The sequence below is a fragment of the Streptomyces lanatus genome, assembly GCF_014655715.1.
Lineage (GTDB): Bacteria > Actinomycetota > Actinomycetes > Streptomycetales > Streptomycetaceae > Streptomyces > Streptomyces lanatus.
Genome location: NZ_BNBM01000012.1, coordinates 163,602 through 180,741, shown reverse-complemented (window position 1 = coordinate 180,741; position 17,140 = coordinate 163,602). Strand labels below are relative to the sequence as shown.

Sequence of the window (17,140 nt, the reverse complement as noted above, 5' to 3'; positions counted from 1 at the left end):
TGCTTTGGGGGAGCTGTCGGTCTGATGTCGTGCTGGTGCCGATCTGGGGACCTTCCGGTGTCGAGGGGCCGGTCTGAGCCGGAATCCTCGTGAGCGTAGCGTGACTGAAGTGTCGCGGTGCGCGAAGGGCGGAGCGCAAGCCGTACGCAGATACGTTCCGCTGGACGCCCTGCCAGGTCATGACGATCGCTCTACGTGATCACCCGAACACCCCAACTGGGGGAATTCACAAGGGTGTCCGTGTTCCCCCGTACGGCCGAACACGCTCGGTCAGCATCGCTCGGGACTGGCCCGAACGGAGATCATCGCCTGGCGTGTCAACTTCCAGCTGTCGCCGTGTCGTTCGACGTAGCCAAGTGAGCGGAGTTCGTACAGTCTCGCGATCGCGTCGTCCTCGGTGGTCTGCGCACCGCGCGCGATCTCGTCCGTCCGCGCCGCTCGTCCGCCGGGCAGTGCGGCCAGCACTCGGCGGGCCGCCGGTTCCAGCAGGTCCCGCGGCAGGACGGGCCCGCGCCGCTCGGGTGCCAGCTCTCCCATGTCGCCGACCAGTTCGACGACCTCGGCGGCGTCCGTGACGAGGGTGGCGTCACCGCGCAGCAGTTCGTGGACACCGGCGGATAGGCCGCTGGTGGCCGGGCCGGGGACCCCTATCGTGTGACGGCCCAAGCGCTGTGCCGCGCGGGCGGTGACCAGGGAGCCGCTGCGGTGGGCGGCCTCGACGACGACGGTTCCCCGGGTCAGCGCCGCGATCACGCGGTTGCGCACGATGAATCTGCTGGGTGTGGGATGGTCGCCCGGTGGCAGTTCCCCGATCACGAGTCCCTGTTCCGCGATCCTGTTGATCAGCTGGGTGTGCCCGCGCGGGTAGGGCCAGTCGACGCCGCAGGCGAGCACGGCGACGGTGGCGCCGCCGGCTCCCAGGGCACCGCGATGAGCGGCACCGTCGACGCCGTAGGCGCCCCCGGACACGACCACCCATCCCCGCTCGGCGAGCCCGCCGGCGAGGGTGGCCGCCATATGCGCGCCGTACTCGGTGCAGGCACGGGCGCCGACGACGGCCACGGACCGCAGGGCCCACATCCGCAGACTGGCCCGCCCGCGCACCCACAGCCCCAGGGGCCGGGCGTCCCCCAGATCATCGAGCTGCGCGGGCCACTCCACGTCCCCCGGACACAGAAACCGCACGCCCGCGTCCCGCGCCACGGCAAGATCCCGACCGGGCTCGGCCCGCATACCCCGGGCCCTCAGCCCCTCCCACCGCTTGTGACTCACCCTGGGCAGAGGCTCGGCGCCCTCCCGCAACCGCCGCACCACTTCCCCGACCCCGAACTCCCGCACCCACCGCCCGACAACCTCGTCCCCGGGCTCGACGACCCGGCTGAGGAAGACCCGGCCGAGCAGCAGTTCGCCGGCCGGGTCCCCGCTCTCGGTCACGTCAGCGCCCCGATGGCCATGGGCACGCCGCGCGGCACGCCGGTGCGCAGTTGCAGCGCCAGGGCGACGTCCGTCGCGTCGGGCCGGTCGTGACCGAGGAGGTCGGCGACGGTCCAGGCAACGCGCAGGACCCGGTCGAGTCCGCGGGCGGTCAGTACACCGCGTTCCAGGTTCCGCTCCGCCTCGTCCATGGCGCCGATCGCGGCGTACCAACGGCTGCGCAGTTCCCGTCCGGGGATCTCGCTGTTGGTCCGCCACGGTGTGCCGGCGAGCCGGGCCGAGGCCCGCTCACGAGCCGCGTGCACCCGGTCGGCGACCGTCGCGGTGGACTCGCCCCGGGCCCCGCGCTCGGTCAGTTGGGCGCGGGTGATCCGATCCACCTCCACGCGGAGGTCGACCCGGTCGAGCAGCGGCCCGGAGAGCCGCGCCTGATAGCGCCGGATCGCCGCGGGCGGGCACTCGCAGAAGTCGTCCGCCTGGGAGAAGCGGCCACAGGGGCAGGGGTTGGCCGCCAGGACCATCTGGAACTTCGCCGGGAAACGCACCACGCCCGCGCTGCGCGCGATCACGACATGTCCGGCCTCCAGGGGCTGCCGCAGGGCGTCGAGGGCCTGGCCGCTGAACTCGGGAGTCTCGTCCAGGAAGAGGATGCCCCGATGGGAGAGCGACACCGCGCCGGGCCTGGCGATGCCGGGGCCGCCGCCGACGAGCGACTGCATCGTGGCCGAGTGGTGCGGGGCGCAATAGGGGGCGACGTCGATCAAGGGCTTACCCGGGGGCAGCAGTCCCGCCACCGAGTGCACAGCCGTGACCTCCAGCGAATCCTCCCTGGTCAGTCGCGGCAGGATGGCCGGGAGCCGCTCCGCGAGCATGGTCTTGCCCGCACCGGGAGGCCCTTCCAGGAACAGATGATGTCCGCCCGCCGCGGCGACCTCCACGGCTGTACGCGCAGAAATCTGGCCCACCACGTCGGCGAGATCGTGCCCTTGGTCGTGCTGGGCGGCACCCATGCTGTGCATGCCCGTGGCCGCACCCGTGCCGGGTACCCGCAGTCCCGCGAGCAGCGGGTCCGGGCGACCGTGCTCCTGGGGTTCCTCGTCGGGGACCGGTTCGTCGGCGAGGATGGCGATCAGCTGGCGCAGGCTGCGCACGCCCAGCACGGACACGCCGGGCACCAGCGATGCCTCGGCCGCGGCGCACTCCGGGACGACGACCTGTTCGTACCCGGCCTCCGCCGCGGCCAGCACAGCGGGAAGGATGCCCCGGACGGGGCGCACACGTCCGTCCAGACCGAGTTCGCCGATCATCACGATGTCGGCGAGGACGCGTGGGTCGATCCGTTCGGCGGCGCCGAGGACCGCGCATGCGACGGCCAGGTCGAAGCCGCTGCCCGCCTTGGGCACCGAGGCGGGGCTGAGCCCCACCGTCAGCTTCTTCTGGGGCCACTCGGCCCCCGAGTTCACCACCGCGGCGCGAACCCGCTCCCGGCTCTCGGAGAGGCTCTTGTCCGGCAACCCCACCAAGGTGAACGCCGCCACCCCGGGCTCCAGATCCGCCTGGACCTCCACCACGACGCCCTCGACCCCGACCAGGGCCACCGAGCACGTACGAGCGAACCCCATTCAGGCCACCCCCCGCGCATGCTCCACGACGGGCGCGCCGCGCTCCGGAAGGAGGACGCCGATGAGGTCGATGCGGACGCCTCCCGGTGGGGCGCCTCCGTGGGTGTGGAGCCAGCTTTCCGCGAGGCTCCGCAGGCGGGCCGCCTTCTCGGGGGTCACCGCGGCCATCGGGTGCTCGAAGGCACCCCTCCTGCGTGTCTTGACCTCGCAGACGACCAGGACGTCGCCGTCCCGCGCCACGATGTCGATCTCGCCGTTCCTGCCACAGCGCCAGTTGCGCTCCAGGACCGTCATCCCGGCCTCGCCCAGCCGCCTCGCGGCCAGGGTCTCGCCGTACTTGCCGAGTGCACTCCGTGCGTTCATGTCGGCACCACCTCCGGCGCCAACGATCACGCAATCCGCCCCACCGAGTTGATCTTGGTGGATTACTCAGCGGTTGTGGATATCTCCGTCACCCGGCATGCGGCACTCGTCCCCCGGCACCGGTCACCCGCTCGGCAACTCCAGATCGCTCTTGTTCAGCTCCTCAATGTTCACGTCCTTGAACGTCAACACCCGGACCTGCTTCACGAAGCGAGCCGGCCGATACATGTCCCACACCCACGCATCCGCCATGGACACCTCGAAGAACACCTCACCCTGGACCGAGTGCACCTGCATCTCATAGTCGTTGGTCAGGTAGAAGCGCCGCTCGGTCTCGATCACATACTTGAACAGACCGACGACATCGCGGTACTCCCGATAGAGCTTGAGCTCCATCTCGGTCTCGTACTTTTCGAGGTCCTCGGCGCTCATGGCATGTTCCCCTTCAGCCGTGCGATCCCACCATTGTGCGCCAGTCCCGTCAGCACCTAGACGATTTCGGCGTCTAGGGTCACGGGCCCGGCGGGGGGACCGTCGTCGAGCAGCCTGCGCAGCAGCTCGGCGAGTCTGGTCGGATACACCGTCTCATGCGCTCGGGCAAGTTCCTCACACGTCCACCAGCGTGCACCGGCGACGCTGCGCCGCTCCAGCTCGGTCAGGGCGACAGCCCGTATCGCCGTCTGTGTCGTACGCGCCAGGAAGTACCACTCGTCCTGGTCCCAGCGGAGTCCCGCGAACGGGAAGGAGCACATCCGCCGCCACAGCACGGGCCCGAGTTCGACATCCGTGATGCCGGTCTCCTCGGCGAGCTCCCGCAGCGCGGCCTCCTCGCGCGTCTCGTCGCCCTCCAGTCCCCCGCCGGGCGTGAACCACCAGTCGTCGGCCGGGTCCTCGGGCTCATGGCCGTGCAGGAGCAGGATGCGGTCCTCGGGGTCGAGCAGCACGACCCGGGCGACCTTGCGCAGCCCGCCCTCGTATCGCTCCGCCGCCTCAGCGGACACCCGCGGGCTCCGTCCGCGCCCGGGAGCGGCCGAGCCGCCCGGCGATCGGGCCGTACGCCCCGCCGCCCATGACCAGCACGGCGCCCCCGACGATCATCGCGACGAGGATCCGCAGCGGCCCCTGCTCCGACAGTGCGCCGAGCTGCTGGAACCCCGTGGGGCGCTCCAGCATGCCGTTCATGGGCCATACGACGGCGTCCACGCGGGCCGACACGGCACTGCGCGCCACGGTGCCCTGGGCGGCGTCCGTGAGGTGGGCGGTGGAGTCCAGGGAACCGCTGCGCTCGTCACCGAGCAGGAAGAGCCGGTCCTTGGGGACCGTCACGTTCGGGAAGCTCTTGATCTCGGCCAGGCTGCCCTTGGCCAGATACGGCTCGTCGATCTGCTTGCCGTTGACGGTCAGCTTGCCGTCCGTGCAGCAGGCCACCGTGTCGCCGCCGACGGCGACCACACGCTTGACGACGGGGGCGTTGGTCACCCAGGCCTTGTCGGTGAAGACGACGACGTCACCGCGGTGGATGTCCCCGCCGTCGACGCGCTGGGCCAGCACCCGGTCACCGGCGGCGATCGTCGGCTCCATCGAAGGGGTGGGCACGGTGTACGGCCGGTAGATCACCGCTCCCCAGGCGAATCCGCCCAGGAACAGCACCAGGCCCAGCGCCACGGCCAGCCCGGACAACCGCTGTCCGGTCCGGCTGCCCGCCGGGCCCCTGCTCGCGCCGCTCTCACGCGGCACCGTACGCGTCGTGCTCTCGCCACCCATGGATCCGCACCCTACCCGGCGGTACCGACACCGGGCAGCCCCTCCCGGGGACCCTGGGTCAGCGGCTCGGCAAAGCTTTCCCCACCCGCCGGTCGCTCAGCGCGTCTCCGCCACCTGCATCCGGCGCCGGCGCCACAGCACCAGCGGCACCGCACCCGCCAGGGCGAGCCCCTGCGGGGCCACCGTCAGAGCGGCGGAACCGGCGCTCAGGTTCTGGTCGAAGGTGTCAGGAACCGGCAGGGTGTCCCAGCGGTTGATCGGCCAGGCGATCACGATGGCGCGGCCGACGACCTCGTCGACGGGGACCATGCCGTGGTTCTTGTCGGACTGGTTGTAGCGCGAGTCCCGGGAGTTCTGCCGGTGGTCGCCCATGACCCAGATCTTGCCCTCGGGGACCGTCACCTTGAACTGGCCGCCCTGGTCGTCCACGGTGCACGGCGTGTTGCCGGGGTAGACGTACGGCTCGTTCAGCGCCTTGCCGTTGACCAGCAGCGGGCCGGTCTTCTTGCACTCGATCGTGTCGCCGCCGACGCCGATGACGCGCTTGATGAGGTCCTTCTCCTCCGCGGACGGCATCAGGCCGATCCAGCTGAGGACGGTCTGCAGGGCGTTCGGGTCCGGGGTGGGCTCGCCCGCCAGCCAGTTGTCGGGGTCGTGGAAGACGACGACCTCGCCGCGCTCGGGCTCGGAGCCGAACCACGGGGTGAGCTTGTCGACCAGGACGCGGTCACCCTGCTGGAGGGTGTTCTGCATCGAGTCGGAGGGGATCGAGAACGCCTGCACCAGGAACGTCTTGATCAGCAGCGCGAGAACGAGCGCGATGCCGATCAGAATGGGCAGCTCCTTCCAGAAGGAGCGTTGCTTCTTGGGGCCCGGGGCCGCCCCGGACCCCGGGTCATCGGTCGGCGGCTGCCCGCCCGACCCTCCGTCTTCGGTCGCCCCGGGGTCATTCCCGGAGGTCACGGCGCCGTCCGCGGCCGGGTCGGCTGCTCCCACGGGGTGTCCGCGGTGCTCCTCGCCGTCGTGCCCGGATCGTGCGCCAACCGCCACATCCCCCACGCCAACTCCTTACTCTGTGCCGCTGCCTGCCCCATAGCCGACGCAGGCCCACCACTCCCATAACGAGCGGGAGTTCCGCAGGGGTCGGGAGCTGGATAGTTCCGGTCGAATCGTTGGAAGCAACCCTATGCGACAGCGGAGCAGCCGCGTTCGACCCCGTCGTCCAGTCGGACACGGACGCGTACGTGTTCGGCTCCTCCAGAGCGGTCCAGTGGCCGAGCGGCCAGGCGATCCACATCGCCCGTCCGACCACCTCGTCCTCGGAGACGGTGCCGCCGTAGTCCTGGTCCTGGTGCGCGCGGGAGTCCGCGGAGTTGGCGCGGTGGTCACCCATCACCCACAGCCGGCCCTGCGGGACGGTGATGTCGAACTTCGCCTCGGACGGGGCATTGCCGGGATACAGATAGTCCTCGTTCAGGGGAATCCCGTTGACGGTGACCCGCCCCTGCCCGTCACAGCACTTGACGCGGTCGCCGCCGACACCGACGACCCGCTTGATGAGGTCCTTCTCGTCGTCGGAGGGCAGCAGACCGATGAAGGTCAATGCCTCTTTGACCTGCTTGATGACGACGGGATCCTCCTTCTTCACCGTCGTCTGCTCGTCCTGGAGCCAGCCGCCGGGGTCCTTGAAGACGACGACGTCGCCGCGCTGCGGCTTGGAGCCGAACCAGGGGGTGAGCTTGTCGACCAGGACGCGGTCGCCGATCTGGATCGTCTGCTCCATGGAGCCGGACGGGATCACGAAGGCCTGGACGAGGAATGTCTTCAGGACGAGGGCTATGAGGACGGCGACGCCGACGAGGAGGGGTATCTCCTTGATCGCGGAATGCCTGCGCCGTCGCTTGACCTTGCGCTGCAGTTTGCGCCGCTCCGCGCGCGTGCGGCCACCGGCGGGGCTGGAGGCGCGGCGGGCACCGGTGGGCAGAAGGTTGTCGGCGGGGCTGCTCGGGACGCCGCGCGGTTTGCCACGGTTACCCATGGACCCCCTCCGCTGCGGGCACGCGCGCGTAGGCGTCGGGACGGTGCAGACGGGTCCAGTGCGCGGTCGGCCAGACGATCCAGTCGGCGCGGCCGACCACGTCGTCGACCGGGATCATGCCGCCGCCGGGCGAGCCCAGATGGTCACGGGAGTCGCTGGAGGAACTGCGATGGTCGCCGAGGACGAACAGGGTGCCGTCGGGCACGACGACGTCGAAGCGCACCGTGGACGGGCTGTCGCCGGCGTACAGGAACGTCGACTCGTCGACCGAGCGGCCGTTCACCTGGATCCTCCCCTCCTTGTCACAGCAGACCACGTGGTCTCCCCCCACACCCACAACGCGTTTGATGTAGTCGGCATCCCCGAAATACCCGGTTCCGTCGAACACCACAACATCCCCGCGCCGCGGATCGGCACCGAAACGGTACGCCAACTTATTTACGAGAACGCGGTCCCCGATCCTCAATCCGGACTCCATGGATCCGCTGGGAATCTCGAACGGCCGTACCACGAACGTGTTGAGCAACAGCAGGAACACCAGCAGGACCAGCAGCGTCAGGCTGATCCGCCCGCCCGGCAGCCACTCGGTGATGCGCGCCACCAACGCGAAACGCGACCGTCCCTCCTGGCCCCCCTCGAAGTCGGAAGGGCGGGAGGAGCAGTCGCGCTCCGTCGGCTGTGCTTCGGTGTCCATCGAGGCCAGATGCTATCCGGCCCCGATGTGGACGCCGCATGGGGCGAGCCCCCTCAAAGCGCTCAGTTCTCGCGCTTCTCCTTGATCTTCGCCGCCTTGCCGCGCAGCTCGCGCAGGTAGTACAGCTTGGCGCGGCGGACGTCGCCCTTGGTGACGAGCTCGATCTTCTCGACGATCGGGGTGTGCACCGGGAAGGTGCGCTCGACGCCTACGGAGAAGGAGACCTTGCGGACCGTGAAGGTCTCGCGGACACCGGCGCCCTGGCGGCGGATCACAACGCCCTTGAACTGCTGCACACGGGAGCGGTTGCCCTCGATGACGCGGACGTGGACGTTGACGGTGTCGCCCGGGCGGAAGGCCGGGATGTCGCTGCGCAGCGACGCGGCGTCGACGGTGTCGAGCAGGTGAGCCATTTTGACTGCTTTCTTCGCCCATGCCACAGGTCATGGACGGGAGCTAGGTGTTTCGTGAGGATGCTGTCCGGGTCGGGGCGGGCGTCGTGTCCCCCCGTGGCAGGGGCGCACGCCGGACGACGCACAACAGCTGGCTATTCTTCCACGCCCTCGGTCCTGCGCCAAAATCGGCCGAACCGCTCCCCCTCCGGGTCGGGCATCCAGCCCAGGATGGAGAGCATCTCGCGGTCCTTCTTGTCGAAGGCCTTGGGGTCGCAGCGCTCGATGAGGTCGGGCCGGTTGGCGGTCGTACGCCGCAGGGCCTCGTCCCGTCGCCAGCGGGCGATCTTGCCGTGGTGGCCGCTGAGCAGCACGTCGGGGATGTCCCGGCCGCGCCACTCGGGGGGCTTGGTGTAGACGGGGCCCTCCAGGAGGCTCGCCATCGCGCCGGGCGCGAAGGAGTCGTCCCGGTGGGACTCGGCGTTGCCCAGCACGCCGGGCAGCAGACGGGCCACGGCCTCGGTGATGACCAGGACGGCCGCCTCGCCGCCGGCGAGGACGTAGTCGCCGATGGATACCTCGTGGACGGGCATCCGGGTGGCGTACTCGTCGATGACCCGGCGGTCGATGCCCTCGTAGCGGGCCGGCGTGAAGATCAGCCAGGGCCGCTCGGAGAGCTCGACGGCGAGTTCCTGGGTGAAGGGGCGCCCGCTGGGCGTGGGGACGATCAGGGTGGGCGCGCCCGAGCCGCTCTCGTAGCCCTCCGCCAGGACGGTGTCCAGCGCGTCGCCCCAGGGGTCGGTCTTCATGACCATGCCGGGGCCGCCGCCGTACGGTGTGTCGTCGACCGTGTTGTGGCGGTCGTACGTCCAGCCGCGCAGGTCGTGCACCTGGACGTTCAGCTGTCCACGCGCGCGTGCCTTGCCGACCAGGGAGACGTTCAGGGGCTCCAGGTACTCGGGGAAGATCGTGACGACGTCGAGGCGCATCACGACTCGTCCTTGGTGGACGCGATCTCCGCCTGGTCGTCGATCAGGCCCGGCGGCGGTGTGATGACCGCGCGCTGCTCCTCCAGGTCGATCTCGGCGACGATGTTCTCCACGAAGGGGATCATCACCTCGCTGCCGTCGGGCCGCTCGACGATGAACAGGTCCTGCGAGGGAAGGTGCGAGATCTCGGTGATCCGGCCGACCTCGACGCCGTCGGCGGTCACGACGTCCAGGTCCATGAGCTGGTGGTCGTAGTACTCGTCCTCCTCCTCGGGCAGCTCGTCGGGGTCGACGTCGGCGATGAGGAGGGTGTTGCGCAGCGCCTCGGCGCCGGTGCGGTCGCGTACGCCCTCGAACCGCAGGAGGAGACGGCCGCTGTGGACGCGGCCGGTCTCGATGGTGAGCGGGCCCGTGGAGGCGGGATCGGTGGTGAGTACGGCGCCGGGGGCGAGCCTGAGTTCCGGCTCGTCGGTGCGTACCTCCACGGTGACCTCGCCCTTGATGCCGTGGGCACGGCCGATCCGTGCGACTACCAGCTGCACTGTGCTTGCTCTCCTGTCGGACGACTACGGGCCGGGGACGGCCCAGTGGCCCTCCCCGGCCCGAGCCGGTGCTGTGTGTTCGGCGTCAGCGGACCTGGTCCACGTCGACGAGGTCGACACGGACACCGCGGCCGCCGATGGCGCCCACGACGGTGCGCAGAGCGCGCGCGGTGCGACCGTTACGGCCGATCACCTTGCCGAGGTCGTCGGGGTGGACCCGGACCTCCAGCACGCGCCCGCGGCGCAGGTTGCGGGACGCGACCTGCACATCGTCAGGGTTGTCGACGATGCCCTTCACGAGGTGCTCGAGAGCCTCCTCGAGCATGCTCAGGCCTCGGCCGACTCGGACTCGGCGGCAGCCTCGTCCTTCTTCTCCGCCTTCTTCTTCTGGGTGATCGCCTCACCCTTGCCCTCGTCCTCGCCACTGAGGGCCTCGAACGACGGGCGCGCCTTCTTCGGCTCGGCGACGAGCAGCGGAGCCGGGGCGGGCTCGCCCTTGAACTTCTGCCAGTCGCCGGTCTTCTTCAGAATGGCGAGGACGGGCTCGGTCGGCTGCGCGCCGACACCCAGCCAGTACGCCACACGGTCGGCGTCCACCTCGATGACCGACGGGTGGTAGGTCGGGTGGTACTTGCCGATCTCCTCGATCGCACGGCCGTCACGGCGGGTGCGGGAGTCGGCGACGACGATGCGGTAGTGAGGCGAACGGATCTTGCCCAGACGCTTCAGCTTGATCTTGACTGCCACGGGAGTGGGTTCTCCTGGTTTTGACGTGGTTGGGCACGGCGAGATTTGCCGCGTGGGGTTGCGGTACCCGAGTGCCCGATGGACGCGTCAGCCGGAGGAGAGAGGGGTCCTGTGCGGCTGTCGAGTACAGCTAGCCATTGTGCCATACCCTGCGGGTCGCTCGGACCGACGGCCCCTGGTGCGGGGCATGCCTGGGAGGCGCCGGGCCTTGCGGCCGCCGTAATGGCGTCGCGCGGCCCGGCGCCGCGGGGTGGCGGCTGATACCGGCAGCCACGAGATGCCGGTCTTCAGGGCCCCCCGCGCCGCTACGCCGCTCCCATGACCTCCGGGATCCGGAACGGCTTCCCGCAGCCGCCGCACACGATCGGGGCCTGGGCCAGGACCGACGGGACGACCCGGACGTTGCGACCGCAGTCGCAGACAGCCTTGACGCGGACGCCGCCGCCGGAGGAGCCGTGGCGGGCGGCCGGACCGCGGAAGGTCCTGCTGGTGTTGTCGGCGGAGGTCGCCGCGGTGTGTGCCTTCAGGGCACGCTGGAGGCGTTCGATGGTCGGGCGGTAGCGCCGCTTGGCCTCGGGGTTGAGCGTGACCAGGGAGAAACCGCTGCTCGGGTGCGGTTCCTCGGGGTGGTCCAGGCCCAGCTCCTCGGCGATGGCGAGGAATCTGCGGTTGTGGTACCGGCCGGCGCGGGAGGTGTCGCGGACGCCTCGGGAGGCGGCGATGCCATGGACTGCCTCATGAAGCAGTCGCTCGAAGGAGAGCTCGTGACCGCACGCGGACGACGACTCCCCGATCAGGGACTCTGGCGCGGCGAGATCCGGCAGCTCGGGGTGGTACCGCTGAATGTCGGCCCACGCCTGTGCCAGCTCTGCGGCGAGAACAGGTGGTGTCTGTGTCGTGCTCACGTAATGACAACGAGCCGGAGTGCCGCTGTGTTCCGATTCCAGGGCATCCCAAATAATTTGCACGTACCCGTCAGTTGTGAATGATGCGCCCTGAGGAGGGCGGGTGCGCCGATCTGCGGAGAAGCCTCACAGCTCGTACCAAGCTGGTGCGTAGCCTGACGTACGCCCCGGCGCGTATGCGGCGTCCACACCTCGGGACCCCTGGGGTTCGCGGATGCGCAAGAGGCGTTTCGGTCGCTCTCTTTCCCCACGGGCGTCGTCTCAGTAAGCGCGCGCCACGACGGCGACGTTACCGGGTGCGTCGTCCGAGTCCGGCACCGACCCGTCCTCGGCGACCAGACACCGTACGGTCACCGCCCGCTCGGCCAGTCTGGCCTCGCCTTCTTCGCCGAGCGTGGCCCAGGGGACGCGCGCCCAGCCGCCGGAAGTGGCGGCCTCGGCGGCCTGCTCGATCGTCGAGACGTCCGTCGTACGGCACTCGCGGTGCTCGCGGGACTGCCGCAGCAGCAGCGCCTGGTCCTCCTCCAGGATCGCCGGGAGCAGCGCGGGCAGGGCGTCGAGCGGGACCGGCTCCTTGCCGCCGGGGATCCGCCGCGCCAGCATCACGGTGCCGTTCTCCAGGTCACGGGGCCCGATCTCGATCCGTACCGGCACGCCCTTGAGTTCCCAGTCGACCGCGCGGCGCCCGAAGGGGGTGTCGGTGCGGTCGTCGACATGGACGCGGACACCCGCCGCGGCCAGCCGGTCACCGGTCTCGCGGACCTTGGCCATCTCCCAACGCACCACGTTGGCCCACTGGTTGATCAGCAGCGGCAGGTCGCGGTAGCCCTGCACCCGATGCGGGCGTCCATCTCGGCCTGCATCCGCTCCCACAGCCCGTATCCGTACGGCCGGATGACCATCGTGCCGCGCACCGGGCCGTTGTCGGCGAGCTCGGCCTTGCCGACGACGTCCTGGTACCGGCGCGGGAAGTCATGTGCCCGTGGCGTAAGAACGGGTGCCTTTGCCATGGCCAGATGGTAGGGGCCCATGTTGCCGGAATGTGAATTCCGGCCAGGGACACGACGAACGCGCAAGCCGGGCCCCGCGACCCCTGGACGCGACGCATGGCGCGGAGTTTCCTGGCATACGGGGGAGCGTGAGCGCTTCGTCACGGGGCGCTACGGAATCGGGTACACCGGCAACAACTCTCGTCGGATTGGGGCGCTTTACATGACACCTACGCTCGTGCGGCAGCACCTCCCTCACGCGGGTCCCGCACCCCGCGTGGACCTGTGTGCACGCGCGCGTGACTGGTCCGAGATCCAGGAGCGGATGCTGGCGCCGCTCTACGAGGCCGTCTACGAGCGACTGGAAGTGGGCCCGGGCACCCGGCTGCTGGGCCTCGGCTGCGGCAGCGGACTCGCCCTGGTGATGGCGGCGTCCAGAGGCGCGGCGGTCACCGGTGTCGAGTCCTCCTCCCCCGAACGGCTGGCGCTCGCCCGGCGGCGGCTGCTGCCCGAGGCGTGGGACACGCACGCGCGTGCCGACGTCACACTCATCGACGACTCGCCCCGGGACGCGGACCCCGCGTACACCTTGGTGACCGCGTTCGAGCCCATCGGGTGCCTCGCCGGCGACTCGGAGGGGCTCGGTGAGACGCTCGCGGCCGTGACACCGCTCGCCGGGCGGGGGACGCCGGTGGTGCTCGCCGGCTGGGGTCCGCCGGAGCGCTGCGCCACGTCGTCGGTGCTGCGCGTCGCCACGAAGCTGGCCGATCCGCTGCGCGGCACGGGCAGTTGGCGCCCCGCCCTGCGGGACGACCTGGAGGAGGTCGCCCAGCGCGCGGGGCTCAGGCCCGACGGGTCCGGGCGGGTGGCGTGTCCCTTCGGGTACGCGGACATCGACAGTGCCGTACGGGGGCTGCTGTCGACCGGGCTGTTCGATGCGGCGATCTCCGCGACCGACCAGGTCCAGGTGGACAAGGAGTTGACGGAGGCCCTGCATCCGCATCTGCGGCGGGACGGCACGGTGTGGATGCCGAACGTCTTCCGGTATCTGATCGCGCGGGTCCCCTAGAGAAACCGCCTAGACCTCCGGCTCCTTCTTCAGGCGCGTGATCCCCGCGATCCGGTACGCGTCCGCCTCCTCCAGCGTCTCCTGCTCAAGGAGCGCCTCCGCGAGCGCGTCCAGCTTGCCCCGGTGGTCGCGGAGTTTGCGGCAGGCCTCCTCGTAGCAGGCGTCCACGATCCGGCGCATCTCGGCGTCGATGACGTCCAGGGTCTGCGGGGCGGCGGAGAGGCCGTACGCCTGCTGGGCGTCGCTCGGCAGGGCGGACAGCCGGCCGACGCGTTCGCTCATGCCCCAGCGGGCGACCATGCCGCGCGCGATGTTGGTGACCTGTTCGAGGTCGTTCTCGGCGCCGGTGGTGACGACGCCGTAGACCACGTCCTCGGCGGCCATGCCGCCCAGGGCGCCGATGATCCGGCCGCGCAGATATTCCTCCGAGTGCGCGTACCGCTCCACCTCGGGCGTCGACATCGTCACGCCGAGCGCCCGCCCGCGCGGGACGATGGTGATCTTGCGAACCGGGTCGGCGCCGGGCTGGAGCATGCCGAGCAGGGCGTGTCCGCTCTCGTGGAAGGCGGTGCGGCGGCGGTCCTCCTCGGGCATCACCAGGGTGCGTTCGGCGCCCAGCTGCACCTTCTCCAGGGCCTCGGAGAGGTCCGCGGCGGTCACCTGTTCCTGGTCCCGTTTGACGGCGAGCAGGGCGCCCTCGTTGGCGAGGTTGGCCAGATCCGCACCTGTCATGCCGGGGGTCTTGCGGGCCAGCTGGACCAGGTCCACGTCCTCGGCGAGCGGGATGTCGCGGGTGTGGATCGCCAGGATCGCCTCGCGGCCGCGGCGGTCCGGGGGAGAGACATTGACCACGCGGTCGAATCGTCCTGGCCTGGTCAGCGCCGGGTCCAGGATGTCGGCGCGGTTGGTGGCCGCGATGACGATCACGCCCTCCGAGCCGGAGAAGCCGTCCATCTCGGTGAGGATCTGGTTCAGGGTCTGCTCGCGCTCGTCATGGCCGCTGACCGAGGCGCCGCCGCCGCGCATCCGGCCGATGGTGTCGATCTCGTCGATGAAGATGATCGACGGCGCCACCTTGCGGGCCTCCGCGAACAGTTCACGCACACGTGAGGCGCCGACACCGACGATCATCTCGATGAACTCGGACGCGGAGGCCGAGAAGAACGGCACCCCCGCCTCCCCCGCCACCGCCCGCGCCAGCAGCGTCTTGCCAGTGCCCGGCGAGCCCGCGAGCAGCACGCCGCGCGGCATCTTCGCGCCCATCCTGCGGTAGGCGTCGGGATGTTCCAGGAAGTCGACGACGTCGTCCAGCTCGCCCTTGACCTCGTCGATGCCGGCCACGTCGGCGAACGTCGTACGGTGCTTGCCCGGCAGCAGCTCGACCGGCTTGGGCGGCGCCTTGCGCCCGAACATGCCGCCCGCGCCGCCGCGGCCCCCGGCGAACCGGCGCGCGATGAACAGCCACAGCGCGACGATGATCACGAGCGGCGCCAGCGAGATCAGCAGGTTGACCAGTACGCCGCGCTGTTTCACGACCGGCTGCGCGGTCACCGTCACGTCGTGGCTGCTCAGGTCCTGCCAGAGCTCGTCGTCGGCGAAGGCCGGGCGCTGCGTCTTGAACTTGGTGTACTTGCCGTCGCCCTCGGGATTGTCCCTGGAACTCTTCAGCTCGCCCTGGATGGCGTCGCCCTTGGAGTAGATCTTGGAGACGTTGCCTTCGTCGACCTGCCGGCTGAACTCCGTGTAGGAGATCGTCGGCTCGTTGCCCTGGTCGAGGTACGTCAGTCCGACCCAGGCCAGCAGGAACACGATCACCGCGGTGGCGAGCAGGCTCCACCAGCGGCCGCGCGGTCGCCGGCCGCCCGGCTTCCTGGGCGGCTCGTCAGGGGTGCCCTCGGTGCGCCACGGCTGGTCAGGGGCCTTGCGTGGTGGCGCCGCATTGCTCATATCTGGACGTTACGGCAGACAGCGGGCCCTGGCACGCGCAAAGGGCGCCCCTCCGCGGGAGGGGCGCCCTCTCTGGCGTACGGGACGGGCTCAGCCCATGAACTTCTTGAACTCGTCCGGCAGCTCGAAGTCCTGCCCGGCCTGCTGGCCCGGCAGCCCGAGGGCGCCCCCGGCCTGCGCGGCGGCGGCCCTGCGGGCGGCCTCCTCCTGCTCCTGCTGCTTGCGCTTCATGGGGTTGCCGGAGCGCTGCTTGCCCTTGGCTTTCTTCGGCTGCTTCTTCGAACGGCCCGGGCCGCCGCCCATGCCCGGCATCCCCGGCATCCCCGGCATGCCGCCGCCCTGGGCCATGCGGGACATCATCTTGCGGGCCTCGAAGAACCGCTCGACGAGGTTCTTGACCGCGCTGACCTCGACGCCGGAGCCCTTGGCGATACGGGCGCGCCGCGAGCCGTTGATGATCGTCGGTTCCTGGCGCTCGCCCGGCGTCATCGACTTGATGATCGCGGCGGTGCGGTCGACGTCCCGCTCGTCCAGGTTGTTGATCTGGTCCTTGATCTGACCCATGCCGGGCAGCATGCCGAGCAGCTTGGAGATGGAGCCCATCTTCCTGACCTGCTCCATCTGGGCCAGGAAGTCGTCGAGGGTGAAGTCCTGGCCCTTCTTGGAGGCCAGCTTCTCGGCCATCTTCTGGGCTTCGGCCTGGTCGAAGGTCTTCTCCGCCTGCTCGATCAGGGTGAGCAGGTCACCCATGTCGAGGATGCGGGAGGCCATCCGGTCCGGGTGGAAGGCGTCGAAGTCGTCGAGCTTCTCGCCGTTCGACGCGAACATGATCGGCTTGCCGGTGATCTGCCGGATCGACAGGGCGGCACCACCGCGGGCGTCACCGTCGAGCTTGGAGAGCACCACGCCGTCGAAGCCGACGCCGTCGCGGAAGGCCTCGGCGGTGTTGACCGCGTCCTGACCGATCATCGCGTCGACGACGAACAGGATCTCGTCCGGCGAGACCGCGTCACGGATGTCCGCGGCCTGCTGCATCATCTCCTGGTCGATGCCCAGGCGGCCGGCGGTGTCCACGATCACGATGTCGTGGACCTTGGCCTTGGCGTGCTCGATGGAGTCCTTGGCGACCTTGACCGGGTCACCGACGCCGTTGCCCGGCTCCGGCGCGTACACGGCGACACCGGCGCGCTCGGCGACGACGCTCAGCTGGTTCACGGCGTTCGGGCGCTGGAGGTCACAGGCGACCAGCAGCGGCGAGTGGCCCTGCTCCTTCAGCCAGCGGCCGAGCTTGCCCGCGAGGGTGGTCTTACCGGCACCCTGCAGACCCGCCAGCATGATCACGGTGGGCGACGTCTTGGCGAACCGCAGCCGCCGGGTCTCACCGCCGAGGATCGTGACGAGTTCGTCGTTGACGATCTTCAGGACCTGCTGGGCCGGGTTCAGCGCCTTGGAGACCTCGACGCCCATCGCACGTTCCTTGACGTTCTTGATGAACGTCCGGACGACAGGGAGAGCCACATCCGCTTCGAGGAGCGCGATGCGGATCTCGCGCGCGGTGGCGTCGATGTCCGCCTCGGAGAGCCGTCCCTTGCCGCGCAGGTTCTTGAAAGTCGCTGAGAGGCGATCGGAGAGAGTATCGAACACG

18 protein-coding genes and 1 pseudogene are annotated in these 17,140 nt (G+C 70.1%); 1 reads left to right on the top strand and 18 read right to left on the bottom strand.

Annotated elements, in window-relative coordinates:
• Window positions 1-270: 270 nt before the first annotated feature.
• From dprA to IE325_RS28805, 16 genes and pseudogenes are all read right to left on the bottom strand, one after another.
• Window positions 271-1,434: a DNA-processing protein DprA gene (gene dprA / locus IE325_RS28880; RefSeq protein WP_190073018.1), complete on the bottom strand. Its 1,164-nt coding sequence runs from the start codon at window positions 1,432-1,434 to the stop codon at window positions 271-273.
• Window positions 1,431-3,056 (bottom strand): YifB family Mg chelatase-like AAA ATPase, encoded by a 1,626-nt coding sequence (locus IE325_RS28875; protein WP_190073017.1) that lies wholly within the window; start codon window positions 3,054-3,056, stop codon window positions 1,431-1,433. The genes dprA and IE325_RS28875 overlap by 4 nt, the downstream gene beginning before the upstream one ends.
• A complete protein-coding gene (locus tag IE325_RS28870) occupies window positions 3,057-3,419 on the bottom strand; it encodes a YraN family protein (protein ID WP_190073016.1) in 363 nt (120 codons plus the stop codon).
• A gap of 123 nt (window positions 3,420-3,542) precedes the next feature.
• Window positions 3,543-3,851: a DUF2469 domain-containing protein gene (locus tag IE325_RS28865; RefSeq protein WP_003993268.1), complete on the bottom strand. Its 309-nt coding sequence runs from the start codon at window positions 3,849-3,851 to the stop codon at window positions 3,543-3,545.
• Window positions 3,852-3,907: 56 nt separating this feature from the next.
• Entirely contained in the window at window positions 3,908-4,420 is a 513-nt protein-coding gene (locus IE325_RS28860; protein WP_190073015.1) for an NUDIX hydrolase, read from the bottom strand.
• The gene (gene lepB, locus IE325_RS28855; protein ID WP_190073014.1) at window positions 4,410-5,183 is read right to left on the bottom strand and encodes a signal peptidase I; all 774 of its coding nucleotides are present in this window, start codon (window positions 5,181-5,183) and stop codon (window positions 4,410-4,412) included. Before lepB (IE325_RS28855) ends, IE325_RS28860 begins: the two co-directional genes overlap by 11 nt.
• 96 nt (window positions 5,184-5,279) lie before the next feature.
• Entirely contained in the window at window positions 5,280-6,242 is a 963-nt protein-coding gene (gene lepB / locus IE325_RS28850; protein ID WP_190073013.1) for a signal peptidase I, read from the bottom strand.
• Window positions 6,130-7,221 (bottom strand): signal peptidase I, encoded by a 1,092-nt coding sequence (gene lepB, locus IE325_RS28845; protein ID WP_190073012.1) that lies wholly within the window; start codon window positions 7,219-7,221, stop codon window positions 6,130-6,132. The genes lepB (IE325_RS28850) and lepB (IE325_RS28845) overlap by 113 nt, the downstream gene beginning before the upstream one ends.
• Complete coding sequence (gene lepB, locus IE325_RS28840; RefSeq protein WP_190073011.1) at window positions 7,214-7,915, bottom strand: signal peptidase I; 702 nt, start codon at window positions 7,913-7,915, stop codon at window positions 7,214-7,216. The genes lepB (IE325_RS28845) and lepB (IE325_RS28840) overlap by 8 nt, the downstream gene beginning before the upstream one ends.
• A 62-nt stretch (window positions 7,916-7,977) precedes the next feature.
• A complete protein-coding gene (rplS, locus tag IE325_RS28835) occupies window positions 7,978-8,328 on the bottom strand; it encodes a 50S ribosomal protein L19 (protein WP_190073010.1) in 351 nt (116 codons plus the stop codon).
• Between the two features lie 134 nt (window positions 8,329-8,462).
• A complete protein-coding gene (gene trmD / locus IE325_RS28830) occupies window positions 8,463-9,296 on the bottom strand; it encodes a tRNA (guanosine(37)-N1)-methyltransferase TrmD (RefSeq protein WP_190073009.1) in 834 nt (277 codons plus the stop codon).
• Window positions 9,296-9,838, bottom strand: coding sequence for a ribosome maturation factor RimM (rimM, locus tag IE325_RS28825; protein WP_190073008.1), 543 nt, complete (start codon window positions 9,836-9,838; stop codon window positions 9,296-9,298). The genes trmD and rimM overlap by 1 nt, the downstream gene beginning before the upstream one ends.
• Window positions 9,839-9,923: 85 nt before the next feature.
• Complete coding sequence (locus IE325_RS28820) at window positions 9,924-10,163, bottom strand: RNA-binding protein (RefSeq protein ID WP_014176063.1); 240 nt, start codon at window positions 10,161-10,163, stop codon at window positions 9,924-9,926.
• A 2-nt stretch (window positions 10,164-10,165) separates the two neighbouring features.
• Window positions 10,166-10,585 (bottom strand): 30S ribosomal protein S16, encoded by a 420-nt coding sequence (gene rpsP, locus IE325_RS28815; RefSeq protein WP_190073007.1) that lies wholly within the window; start codon window positions 10,583-10,585, stop codon window positions 10,166-10,168.
• A 305-nt stretch (window positions 10,586-10,890) separates the two neighbouring features.
• Window positions 10,891-11,490, bottom strand: a complete 600-nt coding sequence (locus IE325_RS28810) for a hypothetical protein (protein ID WP_190073006.1) — start codon at window positions 11,488-11,490, stop codon at window positions 10,891-10,893.
• Between the two features lie 261 nt (window positions 11,491-11,751).
• Window positions 11,752-12,500, bottom strand: a pseudogene (locus IE325_RS28805) (His/Gly/Thr/Pro-type tRNA ligase C-terminal domain-containing protein).
• Between the two features lie 202 nt (window positions 12,501-12,702).
• Between IE325_RS28805 and IE325_RS28800 the strand changes: the two are divergent.
• Window positions 12,703-13,548 (top strand): class I SAM-dependent methyltransferase, encoded by an 846-nt coding sequence (locus IE325_RS28800; protein ID WP_190073005.1) that lies wholly within the window; start codon window positions 12,703-12,705, stop codon window positions 13,546-13,548.
• Window positions 13,549-13,557: 9 nt separating this feature from the next.
• On the opposite strand, the gene ftsH is transcribed toward IE325_RS28800, so the two are convergent.
• Window positions 13,558-15,495 (bottom strand): ATP-dependent zinc metalloprotease FtsH, encoded by a 1,938-nt coding sequence (gene ftsH, locus IE325_RS28795; RefSeq protein ID WP_190073004.1) that lies wholly within the window; start codon window positions 15,493-15,495, stop codon window positions 13,558-13,560.
• A 90-nt stretch (window positions 15,496-15,585) separates the two neighbouring features.
• On the bottom strand, window positions 15,586-17,139 hold the full coding sequence (gene ffh / locus IE325_RS28790; RefSeq protein WP_190073003.1) for a signal recognition particle protein: 1,554 nt from the start codon (window positions 17,137-17,139) through the stop codon (window positions 15,586-15,588).
• Between the last annotated feature and the right edge of the window lies 1 nt (window position 17,140).